20 protein-coding genes are annotated in these 17894 nt (G+C 51.8%); 14 read left to right on the plus strand and 6 right to left on the minus strand.

The features are described 5' to 3' along the window. Nucleotides 1–14 precede the first annotated feature (14 nt). From QJT81_11855 to QJT81_11880, 6 genes are read left to right on the plus strand one after another with little or no spacing between them, the layout of a single operon-like run. On the plus strand, nt 15–905 hold the full coding sequence (locus QJT81_11855) for an NADH-quinone oxidoreductase subunit H (protein WGZ92567.1): 891 nt from the start codon (nt 15–17) through the stop codon (nt 903–905). A gap of 4 nt (nt 906–909) precedes the next feature. After that, nucleotides 910–1551: an NADH-quinone oxidoreductase subunit B family protein gene (locus QJT81_11860; protein ID WGZ92568.1), complete on the plus strand. Its 642-nt coding sequence runs from the start codon at nt 910–912 to the stop codon at nt 1549–1551. A gap of 5 nt (nt 1552–1556) precedes the next feature. Beyond that, nucleotides 1557–2093, plus strand: coding sequence for an NADH-quinone oxidoreductase subunit C (locus QJT81_11865; GenBank protein WGZ92569.1), 537 nt, complete (start codon nt 1557–1559; stop codon nt 2091–2093). Further along, complete coding sequence (locus QJT81_11870; GenBank protein ID WGZ92570.1) at nt 2086–3258, plus strand: NADH-quinone oxidoreductase subunit D; 1173 nt, start codon at nt 2086–2088, stop codon at nt 3256–3258. Before QJT81_11865 ends, QJT81_11870 begins: the two co-directional genes overlap by 8 nt. Then, nucleotides 3255–5057: an FAD-dependent oxidoreductase gene (locus QJT81_11875; protein WGZ92571.1), complete on the plus strand. Its 1803-nt coding sequence runs from the start codon at nt 3255–3257 to the stop codon at nt 5055–5057. The genes QJT81_11870 and QJT81_11875 overlap by 4 nt, the downstream gene beginning before the upstream one ends. Continuing rightward, the gene (locus QJT81_11880) at nt 5054–5548 is read left to right on the plus strand and encodes a ferritin family protein (GenBank protein WGZ92572.1); all 495 of its coding nucleotides are present in this window, start codon (nt 5054–5056) and stop codon (nt 5546–5548) included. Before QJT81_11875 ends, QJT81_11880 begins: the two co-directional genes overlap by 4 nt. Before the next feature lie 21 nt (nt 5549–5569). Here QJT81_11880 and QJT81_11885 read toward each other — a convergent pair whose 3' ends face one another. Then, nucleotides 5570–5788 carry a hypothetical protein gene (locus QJT81_11885; GenBank protein WGZ92573.1) on the minus strand — a complete coding sequence of 73 codons (219 nt, stop codon included), beginning with the start codon at nt 5786–5788 and terminating at the stop codon, nt 5570–5572. A gap of 286 nt (nt 5789–6074) precedes the next feature. On the opposite strand from QJT81_11885, the gene QJT81_11890 reads away from it, so the two are divergent. Further along, nucleotides 6075–6608 (plus strand): YceI family protein, encoded by a 534-nt coding sequence (locus tag QJT81_11890; GenBank protein WGZ92574.1) that lies wholly within the window; start codon nt 6075–6077, stop codon nt 6606–6608. On the opposite strand, the gene QJT81_11895 is transcribed toward QJT81_11890, so the two are convergent. The 5 genes from QJT81_11895 to QJT81_11915 all read right to left on the minus strand — a co-directional run bounded on the left by QJT81_11895 (nt 6583) and on the right by QJT81_11915 (nt 11108). Beyond that, nucleotides 6583–7158, minus strand: a complete 576-nt coding sequence (locus tag QJT81_11895; protein WGZ92575.1) for a PqiC family protein — start codon at nt 7156–7158, stop codon at nt 6583–6585. The genes QJT81_11890 and QJT81_11895 overlap by 26 nt on opposite strands. An 11-nt stretch (nt 7159–7169) precedes the next feature. After that, nucleotides 7170–8825, minus strand: a complete 1656-nt coding sequence (locus QJT81_11900; protein ID WGZ92576.1) for an MlaD family protein — start codon at nt 8823–8825, stop codon at nt 7170–7172. Continuing rightward, nucleotides 8822–9454, minus strand: coding sequence for a paraquat-inducible protein A (locus QJT81_11905; protein WGZ92577.1), 633 nt, complete (start codon nt 9452–9454; stop codon nt 8822–8824). Before QJT81_11905 ends, QJT81_11900 begins: the two co-directional genes overlap by 4 nt. Further along, complete coding sequence (locus QJT81_11910; protein WGZ92578.1) at nt 9447–10061, minus strand: paraquat-inducible protein A; 615 nt, start codon at nt 10059–10061, stop codon at nt 9447–9449. The genes QJT81_11905 and QJT81_11910 overlap by 8 nt, the downstream gene beginning before the upstream one ends. 177 nt (nt 10062–10238) lie before the next feature. Then, nucleotides 10239–11108 (minus strand): PfkB family carbohydrate kinase, encoded by an 870-nt coding sequence (locus tag QJT81_11915; protein WGZ92579.1) that lies wholly within the window; start codon nt 11106–11108, stop codon nt 10239–10241. 86 nt (nt 11109–11194) lie between these two features. Between QJT81_11915 and QJT81_11920 the strand changes: the two genes are divergently transcribed. The 7 genes from QJT81_11920 to tcdA all read left to right on the plus strand — a co-directional run bounded on the left by QJT81_11920 (nt 11195) and on the right by tcdA (nt 17852). Further along, nucleotides 11195–12154 carry a serine protease gene (locus QJT81_11920; GenBank protein WGZ92580.1) on the plus strand — a complete coding sequence of 320 codons (960 nt, stop codon included), beginning with the start codon at nt 11195–11197 and terminating at the stop codon, nt 12152–12154. Between the two features lie 147 nt (nt 12155–12301). Next, nucleotides 12302–13495 (plus strand): FtsH protease activity modulator HflK, encoded by a 1194-nt coding sequence (gene hflK, locus QJT81_11925; protein ID WGZ92581.1) that lies wholly within the window; start codon nt 12302–12304, stop codon nt 13493–13495. Further along, complete coding sequence (hflC, locus tag QJT81_11930) at nt 13495–14367, plus strand: protease modulator HflC (protein WGZ92582.1); 873 nt, start codon at nt 13495–13497, stop codon at nt 14365–14367. The genes hflK and hflC overlap by 1 nt, the downstream gene beginning before the upstream one ends. 66 nt (nt 14368–14433) lie before the next feature. Beyond that, nucleotides 14434–14565 carry a DUF2065 domain-containing protein gene (locus QJT81_11935; protein WGZ92583.1) on the plus strand — a complete coding sequence of 44 codons (132 nt, stop codon included), beginning with the start codon at nt 14434–14436 and terminating at the stop codon, nt 14563–14565. A gap of 8 nt (nt 14566–14573) precedes the next feature. Then, a complete protein-coding gene (locus tag QJT81_11940) occupies nt 14574–15761 on the plus strand; it encodes an ATP phosphoribosyltransferase regulatory subunit (GenBank protein WGZ92584.1) in 1188 nt (395 codons plus the stop codon). A 40-nt stretch (nt 15762–15801) separates the two neighbouring features. Then, on the plus strand, nt 15802–17097 hold the full coding sequence (locus tag QJT81_11945; protein ID WGZ92585.1) for an adenylosuccinate synthase: 1296 nt from the start codon (nt 15802–15804) through the stop codon (nt 17095–17097). Between the two features lie 5 nt (nt 17098–17102). Further along, nucleotides 17103–17852: a tRNA cyclic N6-threonylcarbamoyladenosine(37) synthase TcdA gene (gene tcdA, locus QJT81_11950; protein WGZ92586.1), complete on the plus strand. Its 750-nt coding sequence runs from the start codon at nt 17103–17105 to the stop codon at nt 17850–17852. Nucleotides 17853–17894: the final 42 nt, after the last annotated feature.

Here is a 17894-nt window from a genome sequence, read left to right on the forward strand (position 1 = left end):
TGGAATTTGAATGGATGAGAATCCCCTGGGCGTTGCTGACATTGTTTATTGTCATCAACTACGGCTTGCTAATGACGGCTTTGGTGCAAAAAATCGGCGCACGGGTGGGGCGGCGGCATGGCATCCCCCTTTGGCAAAACTACATTGATATGCTGAAGAACTATGCGCTGCGTACCTCCATTACCCACGGGGTGATGTTCTATCTGGGGCCGGTGTTCCGGCTGTCCGGCGGGGTGGGCTTGTTGCTGTTTGTGCCGAGCATTTACGGCTCAGAAATGTTTGCCAACTTTTCGTTTGCAGGCGATTTGATTCTCGCGCTGTATTTTGTGTTCTTTGGCACGCTGGGCATGGCATTGGGTGCGGCAGAAAGCGGGCATCCCTATTCCGCTATAGGCATTACCCGTGGCTTGTCGCAGATGACGGCGGCGGAATTGCCGTTTGCACTGGCGGTGTTTGCGGTAGCCTTGCAATACCAAACGCTTTCCGTGACCGAAATTGTAGCGGCACAACAAGGTGGGGTGTTGCACTGGACATTGTTTACCAATCCATTAGCGGTGGCGGCAGCAATGATGTCGTTCCTTGGCTCGATGATGCGCCCGCCGTTTGACGTGGTACTTGCGCCGCAGGAAATTCCCATTGGCCCGCCGACCGAATACCATTCCTCGTTTCTGGCGATGATGCAGACCAACCGGGCGTTGTTCCCAGTCGCCAAGATCGTGGTGTACATGAACCTGTTTTTTGGCGGGGCGGGAAGCTGGCCGGAATTTTTCCTCAAGGTATTCCTGATTTACATGGTGTCGGCGTTTGTCGGGGTAGTATTCCCGCGTTTCCGGGTGGAACAGTCGATCCGCTGGTTTTTAATCTGGGCAGTGCCGTTGGGCATCCTCGCCGTGGTACTGGTGTAATGACATGAAAGAAGAATTACTCAAACGCATTGTAAAAACGCCGGATGGTCAGGAAATCGAAATTGACCCGCTACGCGATTATTACTGCGAAGCAGGCCCTACGGTGCAACCGCCTGCGTACACCGCGATTATTGAAAAGCTGTTTAACTGGGCGCGTTCCGAATCGTTGTGGATTTTGGGCTTTGGCACGGGTTGCGGAGCGATCGAAATGCGCCCGTTAATGACACCGCGTTTTGATGCTTACCGTTATGGCATTCAGTGGCGGCCTACACCGCGCCAGTCCAATCTGTTTGTGATTTCTGGCTATTTGTCGGTGAAAACCCTCAAGCGCGTGATCCGCTCCTACGAGCAGATGCAAGGGCCGAAATACGTGGTGGGGTTGGGGTCTTGCACCATTAACGGCGGTATGTATTGGGATTCCTACAACACCATCAAACGGCTGGATGATTATTTGCCGGTGGATGTGTATATCGCGGGCTGTATGCCGCGCCCGGAAGCCTTGCTGGCAGGGTTTGAGGAACTGAAAAAAATCATCCGCGCTGGCAAAGCCGAAGGCGCGAACCAATACGCCGCCAACTTTGACTGGTACAAAGCCAACCAGAAAAGCGTCATCCACGACTGGGACATGCCGGACTATAACTGGTGAGCATTATGCAGCAACTTTACGACACCCTCACACAACGTTTCTCACTGGGCGAATTCACCCGGCAACGCGCCGACCTCGCCTTTATCACGGTGGAAGCGGTACGCCTGCACGCCCTGTTACGGCATTTGCGTGATCAGGAAGGTTTCACCCATCTGGTGCTGTTAACGGCGGTGGATTGGCTGGAAGACGGGCAATTCCAACTCACTTACCTGCTCAACAATCGCAGCAAGTGTCAGGATTTGGGCTTGCGGGTATTGATTGCCCGCGACAACGCCAGCATGGAAAGCATCCACGACCTGTGGGCAGCCGCAGCGACTTACCAACGTGAATTGCGCGAAATGTTCGGCATCGACTTCCCCGGTAGCCCACGCCTGATGGACGATTTCATTCTGGAAGGCTGGAATGCCGCCCCGCCCTACCGCCGTGATTTCGATACCCTCGAATACGCACGCGCCACTTACCGCGAACGCCCCGGACGCGAAACCCGTGACCCGGCAGCGCACATGAAACAACAACTGTACGGGGACAAAGGCGATGTTTGAGTTAGACCGCAGCCAGTACCCGCAGAAAAAAGCCGACGGCACACTGGACATTGATCTCACTTCCGGTAAATACCTGAAACTGTGGCAAGGCCCGCAACACCCCGGCATTACCGGCAATATGGCGATTGAACTGACCGTGTGCGGCGACGAAGTGGTGGACGCAACCACCCACGTCGGCTATTTGCATCGCGGCTTTGAAAAGCTGATGGAACGCCGCACCTTCATGCAGTGCTTTCCGATTGTGTGCCGCATTTGCGTCCCCGAACCCGATTTCAACGAATACTGTTACGCCGCTGCCGTGGAAGAACTCGCCGGGCTGGAAATCCCCGAACTGGCGCACTGGATCCGTACCCTGATTCTGGAAATGGGGCGCGTCAACAGCTACCTGATGTACCTCGGCGGGCAAGCCGGTGCCTTCGGGCAAGGCGTGATCGGGCAATGGACAACGTATGTGCGTGACCTGATGCTCGACCGTTTCGAGGAACTGACTGGCGCACGTATTTACCACATGTTCATTATCCCCGGCGGGGTGCGCGATAACCTGCCAGACGGGTTTGCGGGGCGCATGGAAGAAACCTTGCGCGAAATCGAAAGTGTGCTGGCGGATGTGGATCGGGTCATGTTCCACAATGCCGTGTTCAAGAAACGTGCGGTTGGCGTGGGCGTGATTGATAGCGCATGGCTCGACAGTTACGGCATTACCGGCCCGAATGCCCGCGCAGCCGGAGTCGCCAAAGACGTGCGCAAAGACCAGCCTTATCTGGTTTACCCCGAACTCGACTTTGAAGCGGTAACGGGTAAGGATTCCGACATTTACACCCGTGCGGATGTGCGCCGCCGTGACTTGTTACTGTCGCTGGATCTGATCCGGCAAATCTTGAGCAGACTGCCTAAAACGGGCGCGGTGATGACCAAGTTACCCAACGTATTGCACTGGAAAATCCCGCGCGGTGAAACCTATATCCGTGGCGAATGTTCACGCGGCGAATACGGTTATTACCTCGTCACCGATGGCAGCGGCTACCCGCGCCGGGTGAATGTACGCGGGCCGTCTTACACGCATTCGATTGCGCTGTTTGAACGCATGGTCATCAACGCCAATATTTCTGATGTTGCCGCTTTGCTGGTGTCGCTGCACACCTACCCGCCGGAGATCGAACGATGAGTATCAGTGATGTACTGTCCCCGTTTACCGCTTGGAAAAACCTGTTCCGCGACCCGGTAACGATCAAAGACCCGCTCAATGACCGCCCCGGTGCGGCGCGTTATCGCGGCTTCCACAAGAATGACATGGACAAGTGCATCGGCTGCGGAACCTGCGAAACCATTTGCCAAAACGGTGCGATTGACATGCTACCCGTAGATGGCATTCTGGCGGTGCAAGGTGATTCCGGCTTGCGCCCGCGCATCGACTACGGGCGGTGCTGCTGGTGTGCGCTGTGTGTGGATGTATGCATGACCGGCTCGCTCACCATGTCCAATGAATACAAATGGGTGGAAAGCGACCCCGACCTGTTCCGCTTTACCCCCGGCGTGGACAAAAAATATTGGGACAATGCCGAACTCGGCTACCAGCGTCATGATGAAAAGCATCTGATGCCCCTGGCACGCGAGGAAATGCCGGAACTGCACCCGGAAGCGCGGCTGGATTCGTTTGTCGAAATCGTCAAAGGTTACAGCATCGAACAGGCCAAACTGGAAGCCGACCGTTGCGTATCTTGCGGCTTGTGCATTGCCACCTGCCCCGCGCACATGGCGATTCCCGACTACATCAAGGCGGTGCGGGACGGCGATTACGAACGCGGTGTGCAATTGCTGTACGCAACCAACCCGTTTTCGCAAGTGTGCGGGCGGGTGTGTACTCACCGTTGCGAAGATTCGTGTGCGGCACGGCACGAAGGCGATCCGATTGCCATCCGCTGGCTCAAACGCCACATCATTGACCAAGTGCCGCAAGAAAAAGTCATTGAATTGATTGGCAAACCGGCAGCGTCGACGGGCAAAACAGTTGCCATTATTGGGGCGGGGCCTGCGGGTTTGACGGCGGCATTTGACCTCGCCCGTCTGGGTCACGCGGTCACTGTCTATGAAGCGCAAGCGGCTGGCGGCGGCATGACGCGCTACGGCATCCCCGAATACCGTTTGCCTTACGACGCGCTGGACAAGGATATTGCTGTCATCACCGCAATGGGTGTCGAGATTAAATACAACCAGCGGGTCGGAACGGACATTGCCATGCAGCAACTGCAAAGCGATTATGACGCGGTAGTGCTGGCAATCGGCTTGCATCAAGGGCGTTCCACCCGCATTCCCGGTTCTGAGCATCCGCAAGTGCGCAAAGCGGTTGACCTGTTGCGCCAGATTACCGCTGGCGAAACCATTGACGTACCCAAATCCATGGTCGTGATCGGCGGCGGCAACGTGGCGATGGACATTGCCCGCAGCATGGCACGCCTGCAATTGCAGCACTACGGCGAAATCCGTGTCACCCTGACCGCACTGGAAGACAAGGCACATTTCCTCGCCGATCCGGTGGAAATCAAGGAATCGCTGGAAGAGCAAATCAACATCCTCGACAGCCGAGGCCCGCAAGCCTGTGTGATCGACGACAATGGCAAGCTGCTCGGCTTAAAAACCTGGAAAGTCTTGTCGATATTCGACGCGGAACGCCGCTTCGCCCCAAAATACGACCCGACAGACGAGCAACTCCACGAAGGCGAAATGATCGTCGAAGCCATCGGACAAATGGCCGATGTCAGCCTGCTCGGCGATGCACTTACCGAACGGCTGGAATGGAACCGTGGACGCATCCAAATTGACCCGAACGGACGCACCTCCGAAAACTGGCTGTGGTCAGCAGGCGATTGCGTCAAAGGCCCGGATGTCATCAACGCCGTTGCCGACGGACACCGCGTCGCCACCAGCATCCACCGCGCCCTTACCCCACAGGAGGCAACCGCATGAGCGAAGCCAGCATCCAACGGCTGCAAAGCAAAACCACCCTCAAGGAAATCTTGGAAGTGGCGACCGAGTTTGAACGCACTGCCCGCGATTTCTACACCGACCTGATCCCCAAGGTACACAAAAGTATCCGCTATCTGGTGGAAGAACTGGCGGCTGAGGAACAAGGCCATTACGACCTGTTTACCCAAATGGCAGCGCGTGACGATCTGGAACAGCAGCTCAAAGCCGAAGTGGAACGGCCTGCCAGTGACCACAAGTTTTCCGACTGCATCCACCTGCCCGACCTTGGCGAACAGCCGGACGATCAGGCGGTGTTACAGTATGCGTTGCGGCGCGAACATGCAGCGATGGAGCAATACCATGCCTTGGCACAAGGCACGGAAGCGGGGCCGATTCACGACCTGTTCCTGTACCTTGCGAATGAAGAAACCAAGCATAAAAATGAGCTGGAAAAACTGTACTACGCGACGGTGCATAGTGGCGGGGTGTGAAACATCAAGCGGCGTGGCAACTCAGTGTTGCTGCACCATCGGCGTAATGCCGGTCTGCCGCCCTTGCTTGTCATAGTTGTACAACAACGCGCCTTTTTGCACGCTAATGCTGTGCGCGTTATAAGCCTTTAAACCGTCAGTGGGTAAACGGCTGGGGGCTGAAATGGAGGTCACTGCTTCGCCATTTTGGTCATAAATGTAAATTAATGTACCGCGCTGCACGGCTTTGCTGATCGCCATATGGTATCTCCCTATGTGGTGTAAGTATTTTGTTAAAATTTTCGGTAATTCTATCTCTATTGATAGAGTATCATATAACTCTTATTGGTCATTGACTTAAGTCAAGCGGATTTCACCCCAAAGTGAATTTCCATACCATTACCGCAGTATATCCGACCAACGGTACAGTTCAGTTAAGCTGCTATGACACCGATATTAACCATTATGGGAAAAATAAATTATGCGACGTGCTCTACCCTTTGTTTGCAACACCGTTCTCAGTTTCGCTTTGCTCTCCGGTACCGCCATGGCAGATTGGGTACTCGACAATACGCAATCGGCGCTGTATTTCGTCTCCATTAAGAAAGACCATATTGCCGAAACTCACACCTTTAAAACGCTCTCTGGTGCGATTACCAAAGCGGGGCAAGGTTCTTTGAACATTGATTTGGCAAGCGTCAGCACCAATATCGACATCCGCGATCAACGAATGCGCGAACAATTGTTCGATACCAAAAAGTTTGCTATGGCAAGCGTTAGTGTGGACTTGAGCAAAACTGGCGTAAAACCGGGCATCCAAACCGTTAACGTCACATTGGATTTGCATGGCGTGAAAAAGGAAATACCTGCCACCGTTGCCATCACCGAAGTCGGCAACACCGTGCAAGTGACCACTGTTGCCCCGATTGTGTTGAATGCGGCGGATTTTGACCTAGCTGCTGGTGTCACTGCCTTGCGCGAAATTGCGGAACTCTCCAGCATCAGCAATGCCGTGCCTGTCACTTTTTTCCTGAGTTTTGTGAAACCGGCTGAAGCTAAAGCGCCACCAAACCCCGCGTAATCTGATTAGCCAAATCCGCCAGCAAACCGCTTTGCGCTTTGACCAGCCCCGTCACTCCCGCCTCCGGGGTTTGGCGGGTCAGCATCACCGGCTCTGTAGCAAGAATTTTTCCGTCATTACCCGCCTGAAGTTGCCATACCCCACGTAACCACGCTTTGCCCCCCGGTGTGCCATCAAACTGATCCAGTTTTACCACCACCTGATATTGCGGTGTTTGACTGAGTTCCCAAGGCACGGTTTGCACCCGTGTGGCAGGCAAACGACTTTGCAACTGTTGGGCTAAGGTGCGTTGGAATTCATCTTCCAACTGCCCGCCCCATAAGTGCGTGTCAGATACCTCCAAAGTCGTCGCATCTTTGCGAATCACCATGCCCTCGCGATCCAGCAAAGTGGGCAAGGTAATCGGGCCTACACCCACGCTCTTAATGGATGCTGTCACCACCGGCACGGCTGCACTCCCCATATCCGTTGATAGCGTGTGATATTGCGTCGGGGTGCTTGAACAAGCGCTCAACATCACCAATATCCCGCAAACAAACCATCGTTTCATCATGATTTTCCTTACTTGCCGCGCAGCAATGCACTGGGTTGGCGTTGCAACGTTTCGGTCAAACTGCGCAAAGCACGGGAAGCAGCGGTCACTTCTTCCAGCATTTCTTGCAACTGGTGTTGCGTCGGAGAATTTTGTGCAGTCAATCGATCAAGCTGCCCCATCGAACCTTGAATTTTTTGCATGGTATTGCTCAAATCCTGACTGATTTTATTAACATCATTGGTCACGCTAGGCAGGGTATCTTTATCCACGGTTTTAAGCGTTTCTTTAGCCGCTTTAACCGCCTGTTCTGCTTCTGCTAATACCTTATTGAGGTTATCCACGGTTTTATCCAATTTACCGCTATTCACCAGCTTATTAATGCCTGCCAAGGTTTCATCGAGGCTTATCATAATGTCGGTGGCTATAAACGGTAACTCTTCAAACGCCGTTCCAGTGGTCGGAAACTCACTGTAGAACTGTGTCGCTTTAATAGTAGCCGGTGGCGGATCAGTTTCCATACTCAGCGTAATTACTTTTTGTCCGGTTAGAAAACTCACTGTATCTAATTTGGCACGCATCCCTTTTTCCACCAGTTTACGCATCGCGATTTCCCCTGTTTCTTTCGTAAGGGATTCATCAAAATATTGGGGTTGAATCGAGACTAACACGGGAACTCGCACCGCTAGCGAATCTTTATCCATTTTTAGATCAATCTTTTCGACTTTACCAATGGGAATGCCCTGAAACTCTACGGCTGAACCCACCCCCATACCACGCACAGAACCATCAAAGTACATGACGTAATACAATCTCGTCGCGTATTGCTTTTCCTGCGAACTGGCATAATTGCGGTGTAATACAAAGGTATCCCCTTGTTTACTCACTTCTCCCCCGGCAACCCCGGCAGGCGTTTCAAACGCAACCCCTCCAATCAATACCGAAATCAGCGATTCCATGCGAAACTCTGCCCCGGTCGAATTCATGTTAAGCTCTACCCCGCTAGCATTCCAGAAACGGGTATTTTCATGCACATACTGAAAATAAGGGGCTCGAATAAACAACTCCAATTGCACACGATCTTGATTATCTAATAGTTCGTAGTCAATCACTTCACCGACCTGCAACTGCTTGTAAAATACCGGCGCTCCCACGTCCATTGAACCTAACGAATCCGATATTAAGAAAAAACGTTTACCGTCTTCTGCGGGTGCAATCACTGGCGGGCGTTCAGCCCCTTTATAAAAACTTTGATCATCGTTATCGGTTCCCGGATCCATTCCAATATAAGAACCAGAAAACAATGTCCCTAAACCCGATACCCCGGAACGGTTCACACGCGGGCGTACTACCCAAAAACTGGCATCGCTGCCCAAATGTCGCCCGATTTCCTTGTTCAGCTCAATGATGGCCTCAATGTATTTCAGCTCATTATCCAATTTGAGTTTTTTGACTTTACCGACCGTTACCGCTTTATAGCGTACTTCGGTTTTGCCCGGTTCAATCCCTTCTGCACTGGAAAACTGCACTGTCACAATCGGCCCACGCTGATACCAAGCTTGAAACAATAACCAGAAACTAATCAATAATGCCGCCAGTGGAATTAACCATACGGGCGAAGGCCAGCGTTGCTCACGTACTTCCACTTCTGGCAAATTATCATCAAGCCCTTTATTATCATTCATGTATGCGATTCCTCTTGTCGGGTAATATCCCAGATCAAGTGCTCATCCAACGTGCGGGCGGCAAACATGGTTAACACCACCACCGCCGCAAACGACAAACTGCCCAGGTTTGCATCGACCCGAGCCAGATTACCGAATTGTACCAACCCGGTCAAAATCGCAATCACAAACACATCCACCATTGACCAGCGCCCCACGTATTCGGTGATGCGATACAAACGCATCCGGTCATGTTGCCGCCAGCGTGAGCGCCGCTGAATACTGATCAACAAAAAACTTAAGGTAAACAATTTCAATAAAGGCACGACAATACTCGCCACAAAAACAATCAATGCCAGCGGCCACTGCCCGGCTTCCAGCAAATGGTACGCCCCGGTGATAATCGTGTCTGGTTGCCCTGCTCCCAACATGTACACACTCATAATCGGTAACATATTCGCTGGTATGTACAGAATCGCAGCCGCAATCAACAATGCCCACGTCACTTCCACGCTATTGGACTGTTGTGCTAACTTCACCCGCGCCCCACAACGCGGGCAATGCATGACCTCAAAGCGCTTTAATTGCGTGGACGCATGACTCAAACAGCCACAGACGCGGCATTGCAGCAAAGCATCATGCTCAGCCATTGTTTTTCCCCAACGCCCGCCATACGCTGAATGGGTCTAATAATGCAGTGGCGGCTGCCATCGTCAGAATCAGCCCCGCGAATGACCAGAAAGCAGTCCCCACTATCAGGGTAGCCAAATCGCCCAATTTTACTACAGCGACCAGCACCCCTAGCATAAAGACCTCCAACATCCCCCACGGTTTGAATTCACTCATCCAACGAAACAAAAAAATCGCCGTACTCGACCGCCAGCGGTAGCGAATAGTTAAAACCACGACCAATACCGTCAATAATTCAAACAAGGGAAAAATGATAATATTGAGAATGATCAGCCCTGCCAACAGAGGGTAACCCTGATCCCAAAATGCCAGACTTGCCCCCAGCAAATGCAACTCCTGCTCTGCCCCTTGAGCACGTAAGCCCAGTAACGGAAACACATTGGTCAACACAAACAATACCAGCCCGGCTAAGGTCAGTGCCAGCACTGAATCCAGCATATCCGGGCGATTGCGGTATAATACAGCTCCACAACGGGTACAATTGGCAGTTTTACCCGGCGCAAGCGGGCTATAACGGTGCAATTGACCGCAGTCGTGGCAAGCAATAGGTTCGGCAGAAACTAACATGCTTGCATTGTAACGCACTTCTCCAAAAATGACCGATAAGTTAGATTGAAGATAAGCTGTTCTGTTAGACTCTATAGAAGGCGCAATAGCCGCAAGGAAGAAAAAGCATGAGTGTCGTAGACGAAAAATCTATCTTTATCGCCATGCAACAGAGCGATAGTTTGGTCGCTGCTTGCATTAGGCCAAATGTAAAAAACCACTCAACCCCTGTTGCTGTACCTTATGCCCTGCCATTTTCACCGCATAACGCAGCGCCTCTTCCAGCAATTGTCCGGTAGCTAACGCATGGATCAAACAAGCGTTGAACACATCCCCTGCCCCTAGAGTATCCACCACATTTACCGGCAATGCAGGTGCATGGAATACCACCCCCAGTTGGTCGATTGCCCATGCTCCTGCTTCTCCCCAAGTGCAGGTCATCCACACATTACCATGCTTCGCCTGCCGATCACGTAAAAAATGTTCGGCATCCTTAAAGCCTTGTGCCTGGGCATAAGCACGCGGAAACATAACCAAATCGACCAGCGGTATCAGTTCTTCCAAGCCCTCACGCACTTTTTCAATTTCCAAGGACACGGGTTGGTCAACAATGTTTTCACGGGTATAAGCCAGCATCTTTGCCAACTCCGTCACATTACGCCCTTCAAAATGCAACCAATCGTAATGCGCCACAGGAATGTGATAAAAATCTTCCGCCACCAACTCCACTAAATCACGATGATGCACAATGGTGCGACTACCATTTTGCTGATTCAAGGTGATGTACGATACGGGGGATTTACCCGGCTGTCGCGTCACCTGCTCTAAATAAATCGACTTTTCCATTAATGCACTGCAAATAAAATCACCATCATTATCTTGGGCAATTACCCCGGTGAAATCACAGCGGTGCAAATGTGCAGCCAACACCTGCGCCACATTAGCGGCATTACCACCGGTATCCCGCCACTGATGTAAGGCACGCATTTCCTCATCTTCCTGCGGGTAATGATCGACCACATTGACAATATCCAAGGTGGCATTGCCTGTTACCAAAATAAAACTCATAAATTTTTCTCGTCCATGTGCAGTATTTTCTAAAATCTTGCGGTCGTAATCATTGGGCCGAATGATAACGTCACAGGGGATTTATAATGTACAAATTATTGGGGCTAATACTCCTCGCACTCTTACCAATGCAAACCGTGAATGCTAACGAGATGACCATGCGTATTGTAGGCGGTAATCCTGTCGGGCAAAATGCTTGGCCTTCTGTCGTCGCCATCAAAACCACACGAGATGGGCAAGTGCTTTGCGGTGGCAATTTAATTCACCCCATGTGGGTGTTAACCGCAGGGCATTGTATCAAAGGTGAAGCGGAAGGCTTGTACTATGAATACGGCACGCCCGACTTGGTTATCTTTTCCGGGGCAACTGGATTAGATTCCCCCAATGGTCGGCACATGCAAATTCAACGCATCGTTGTGCATCCAAACTACAACATGAGTAACGGTGCCAACGATGTGGCACTACTGATGTTATCAGCCCCCTTAGAAGGTGCCACCATGCCGGTGTATGCCGACAATCCCGCACCCGGAACACCCGCCACGGTAGTCGGTTGGGGTGCACGCACTGCCAAAGCCAACAATGGCTATCCCGGCAATTATCCGAAACAAATGGAGCAAGTCACTGTACCTATCGTCCCCAATGAAGTATGCAATGCCCCGAATTCTTACGGCGGTAAAATCCAATCCAGCATGTTGTGTGCTGGATACCCTCAAGGAGGCCGGGATGCTTGTGTTGGCGACAGTGGTGGACCGCTGATGGTGCAACAAAACGGTGTTTACCGACAAATCGGCATTGTGAGTCAGGGAGAAGGCTGTGCCATGGCAGGAAAATACGGTATTTATACCCGTGTAGCGAGTTACGCAGGGTGGATCCAGCAATTTGCCCCACCACCGTATGCACAAGCCCCAGTAGCACAAGCTAATGACCCCCGTGCCAATTATCCAGGCGGTGCAGGTGCACTAGATATGACTTGGTTTGGCTTATTAAGTTTACTATTGCTGATCTTGAAAAAGGATCTGTTCAGATCACGACAACAAGATCTCTAACCTAAATCCATAACCTTGTCGGGATTTCAACACCATTTTTTCAGGGTGAGTTGGGAACTCCTCGGCCTAATCTGTTATGCTTCGCGTTGAAATTTATTCTGTAACCTCAACACTAGCAAACAGTAGAACATTTTAGGAGCTTCAACTATGCCCTGGAACGAACCGGGTGGGAATCAACAAGACCCTTGGTCAGGAAAAAAACGTGGCTCAGGCGGCAATGACCCTGAAGAGCTAATCCGCAAATTGAATGAAAAATTAGGCAAGCTATTCGGCGGTTCCGGTGGCAATGGTGACAACCCCAGTCAAAACAGCAACAAAGGTATCATTTTCTTACTAATACTGTTTGTTGTTGGCTGGTTATTATCAGGCTTTTACACGGTTGACGCACGTCAACAAGGTTTAGTGCTACGGTTCGGGGCTTATCAAGCCACCACGGATGCTGGTTTGCATTGGCGTTTACCCTACCCCATTGAAACTGTTGAAATTATTGATACCGAACAAAACCGCAGTGCCCAAGATCGCAACACCATGTTGACCAAAGACGAAAACATCGTCGAGGTCGGGGTCGCGGCACAATACAAAGTTCGTAATCCTGAAGATTATGCCTTCAATATCCTCAATCCGGATTTCTTGGCTGATCAAACCCAAGGGACACTTTATCAAGTCATGCGAGGTGTTACCCGTGAAGTGATTGGACGCAATGATATGGATTTCATCCTCAAAGAAGGTCGTGCGCAAATTGCCGGTGATATTCAAAGCCAAATGCAACAGGTACTGGATAATTATAAATCAGGTTTGCAAATCATTACGGTCAACCTAACGTATGCTGAAGCCCCGCCGCAAGTCAAAGAAGCGTTTGATGAAGCCAATAAAGCACGTGAAGATGCCAACCGCTATCAAAACGAAGCCCAAACTTACGCGAATAAAGTGATCCCTGAAGCGCGTGGTAAAGCCGCACGCTTAAAAGCGGAAGCCGAAGCGTTCCGTCAGGAAACGGTCAGCAGAGCGGAAGGTGATGCTTCACGTTTCATGCAGTTGGTCACGGAATACCGTAAAGCACCTCAGGTTACCCGCGAACGCCTGTACTTGGAAACGATGGAAACTGTCATGGCTGGTAGCCGCAAAATCGTGATTGACTCCAATAGCAATAATATGTTGTACCTGCCCCTGGATCAATTGAACGCTCAAACCAGCACGGCTGCTGGCAATACGCCCCAAGCTGCCGCCGCTGCCATGCAAAATGCGACTGACAAATCGAATGCGACACCTAGCGATGCCACGGTTAATAGTACCGACGTCACGCGTACAGGTCGGGAAACTGGTGTAAGGGAGAGCCGCTAATGGATATTAAAAACATACTCGCGGTCGTCGCGGGTGCGCTTGCTTTGCTGATCTATTCATCCGTGTATACCGTGGATCAACGCGAAAAAGCAATCTTGTTCAAATTCCGTGAAATCGTGAATGCTGACATCAAACCGGGGTTAAACTTCCGTATGCCGTTTATTACCACCGTTAGCAGATTTCCAGCAACGATTCAAACACTTACCTCACGCCCGGAGCAATTCCTCACTGGTGAGAAAAAGTATGTCACGGTGGATTTCTTTCTGAAATGGCGTATTGAAGATGTCTCGGCATTCTACCGTTCAACCGGCGGTGGACGCATTACTGATGCGGAAAATCGTCTGGAACAGCTCATGAAAGACGGCTTGCGTAACGAGTTCAGCCGCCGCACCATCCAAGAAGCCTTGTCTGGTGAACGAGGCAGCATCCTCCAAGGGGTTGAAAGCAAATCCAAGGAAGTCGCCAAACAATTAGGGATAGAAATCGTTGACGTGCGGGTTAGCCGCATTGACTTCCCCGATACTGTCAGCGATTCCGTCTACAACCGGATGCGCTCCGACCGGGAACGGGTTGCCCAAGACTTCCGCTCACGCGGTCAGGAAGAAGGTGCGAAGATCGAAGCCAATGCTAACCGTGAGTCCACCATCATTATGGCGGAAGCTTATAAGGAAGCGGAAAAAATTCGCGGCGAAGGGGATGCTAAAGCCGCTAATATCTACGCACAAGCTTACCAACAAGATGCCGAGTTTTACGCTTTCTACCGCAGCCTAAACGCTTACCGCAATACCATCGGTAAAAACGGGGATGTCATGGTGTTAGAACCCAACTCCGAGTTCTTCCGTTATTTCAAGCAGCAAGCGCTGCAACCCTAAGCAGTGGCGTTTAACTGGAACGATTTGCTCACTGCTATCGCCCTCCTGTTGATTTTGGAGGGGCTTATGCCATTCTTAAGCCCCTCCCGCCTCAAACAAGCCTACCGCGAATTGATCGAATTACCCGACAAAACCTTACGAACCATTGGTCTGATAGGTGTAATTGCTGGTATCCTACTGCTCTTTTTGACCGATTAGCTGAAAACATGCTGAATACTCACCACTATTGGGCGCTTCCTGATGGAATCAGCGAAGCCCTGCCCGATGAAGCCGAAGCGCTGGAGCAATTGCGCCGCAACCTGCTCGACCTGTATGCCACCTGGGGCTACCGTTTGGTAATGCCGCCACTGGTAGAATTCATGGAATCCCTGCGCACGGGACATGGCACGCACCTTGATGTGCAAACCTTCAAGCTCACCGACCAGTTAAGTGGGCGCATGATGGGAGTACGTGCCGACATGACCCCGCAAATTGCGCGGATTGATGCCCACAAATTGCAAACCGAACAGCCGAATCGCCTATGCTACATGGGCACGGTATTGCGCACCCGCAGTTTCCACGACGGTTCACGTTCGCCCTTGCAAGTAGGCGCGGAATTGTTTGGTCATGCAGGTTTGGACAGTGATTTTGAAGTTATCAGCCTGTTGCTGGAAACCTTGACACATTGCCAAATCCCCGACTTGCTATTGGACATTGGGCACGTTGGCATTTTCCGCAGCTTAGCGCGTGCTGCTGGGCTGGATACGGCGCAAGAACGCCATTTCTATGACATGCTGGTGCGCAAATCCTTGCCCGAAATTGATGCATGGCTGGCAACAACCAATTTGCCTGCTGACATCAGCACTTGTTTGCAACAATTGCCACGCTTGAATGGGGCGGTTGAAATACTCGATCAAGCCGCTGCATTGTTTGCAAACGCGCCGAGCGACGTTCAGGATGCTCTAACGTATTTGCGCACCCTAACCACACGAGTAGCGGCGCACTTCCCCGCCTGTAATATCCATGTTGACCTAGCTGAATTGAGTGGTTACGACTACCATACTGGCATTGTGTACGGTGTTTATACATCGGGCATGGGTCGTGAAGTCGCACGCGGCGGGCGTTACGACGGTATCGGCGAAGCCTTTGGGCGCACCCGCCCTGCTACGGGTTTCAGTACCGATTTGCGCACCTTGGCAACGTTTGCTTTGCCACAGCAGCAACGGGCGGGCAACGCCAGTATTTTTGCGCCAGCCGTACAAGATGCGTCACTGGAACAACTGATTCGGACATTACGCAGTCAACAGCAACGGGTTATCCGTGCACTAGACGGGCAAACACACAACGCGGCAGCATTGGGTTGCAGCCAACAAATCATTCAGCAAGACGGTCATTGGAACGTCGTGGCTGTTTAATCTTTATTAACACCTTTTGGCACATTTGAGCGAGACTGACATGGGAAAATTCGTCGTTGTATTGGGCACGCAGTGGGGTGATGAAGGCAAAGGCAAGATCGTTGATCTGCTGACTGAAAATGCCTCCGCCGTAGTACGTTTTCAAGGTGGGCATAATGCTGGGCATACGTTGGTCATCAACGGTGAAAAAACCGTGCTGCATTTAGTGCCGTCCGGTATTTTGCGTGAAGGCGTGGAATGCATGATTGGCAACGGCGTGGTCGTCGCTCCTGATGCCTTGCTCAAAGAAATTGAAATGCTGGAAGCGCGGGGCGTTCCCGCACGTAGCCGTTTGAAAATTTCCGCAAGCTGCCAACTGATCCTACCGTACCACGTGGCGTTGGATGCGGCGCGTGAAAAAGCGCGTGGCAAGCAAGCGATCGGCACGACAGGGCGCGGCATTGGCCCGGCTTACGAAGATAAAATTTCCCGCCGTGGTTTGCGCGTTGGCGACCTGCTGAATCCAGAACAGTTTGAAACCAAGCTACGCGGTATTATGGAATACCACAATTTCATGCTGGAACATTACTTCAAGTGCGACACAGTTGATGCCGATGTGGTACTCGCTGAAGCGATGCAAATGGCAGAAATCATCAAGCCGATGATTACCGACATTCCGAACCGTTTGGCGGAACTGCGTAAAGCGGGCAAGGACGTGATGCTGGAAGGCGCACAAGGCACATTGCTGGACATCGACCACGGCACATATCCATTTGTCACATCCTCCAGCACCACGGCTGGCGGCGCTTGCACAGGTTCGGGCATTGGCCCGCGTAACCTTGATTACATCCTCGGCATAACCAAAGCCTACACTACCCGCGTTGGTTCTGGCCCATTCCCGACCGAGTTATTTGATGACACCGGTGCTTACATTGCCAAGCAAGGTAATGAATTTGGCTCTACCACGGGTCGTCCGCGCCGTTGCGGTTGGTACGATGCGGTATCGTTGCGTCGCGCCATGCACATTAACTCCATTAGTGGGCTGTGTATCACCAAGCTGGACGTGTTGGATGGTTTGGAAACGGTACGAATTTGCACCGCTTACAAGCTGGATGGCTATATCCTTGATGTGCCACCTGTTGACACCGATGAATTTGCACGTTGCGAGCCGGTCTACGAAGACATGCCGGGTTGGACAGAATCCACTTTTGGCGCAACCAGCTATGACGCGCTGCCAGCGAATGCTAAGGCGTATCTGGCGCGTTTGGCTGAAGCGGTGGAAACGCCTATCGACATTATTTCGACAGGCCCTGACCGCGACCAGACCATTATTCTGCGCGATCCTTACGCAGCATAATGGCGATGGATGTTAGCCGTCGGTTTGGCGGCATCATCCGCACCTACGGTGAGGCGGCATTTAACCGCTTCACCGCCGCGCATGTTTGCGTGATTGGCGTGGGTGGCGTAGGTTCGTGGGCTGTCGAAGCCTTGGCGCGTAGTGGTATTGGCGCACTCACGCTGATCGACCTTGATAACGTTGCCGAATCCAATATCAACCGCCAATTACCTGCCCTCGGCAGCACGATTGGACGTGCCAAAATTGCCGTATTGCGGGAACGTTGCCTCGACATTAATCCCGCCTGCCAATTGTATCTCGTTGAAGATTTTATCGACAAGGATAACCTTGCGACTCTCATCAAACCCGAATTCGATTACGTGCTGGATTGCATCGACAATGCCCGCACCAAAGCGGCACTGATTGCGTATTGTCGCCGTAACAAAATCCGCTTAATTACCGCTGGGGGCGCGGGTGGGCAAAAAGACCCGACCAAAATCCGTCTAACCGATTTGACCAAAACCTTGCAAGACCCGTTGCTATCAAAAGTGCGTAAGGAATTGCGCCAGCATTACGGTTTCAGCAGCAATCCCAAACGCCGCTTTGATGTACCTGCCGTGTGGTCGGAAGAAGCGATGACTTTGCCGGAGCGGGCAGATGGTGCAAGCGCGTGTGATTTGAGTTGCGCGGGGGGGATTGGGTCGGTGACAACGGTGACGGCAAGTTTTGCCTTTGTCGCCGTCAGCCACGTATTGGGAAAACTAGCAATCCACTAAATCAGCGAATCAGCCATTTCTGGTGTATTCTCTTCCATAGAA

This window comes from Candidatus Thiothrix putei (genome assembly GCA_029972225.1).
In the GTDB taxonomy this organism is placed as follows: domain Bacteria; phylum Pseudomonadota; class Gammaproteobacteria; order Thiotrichales; family Thiotrichaceae; genus Thiothrix; species Thiothrix putei.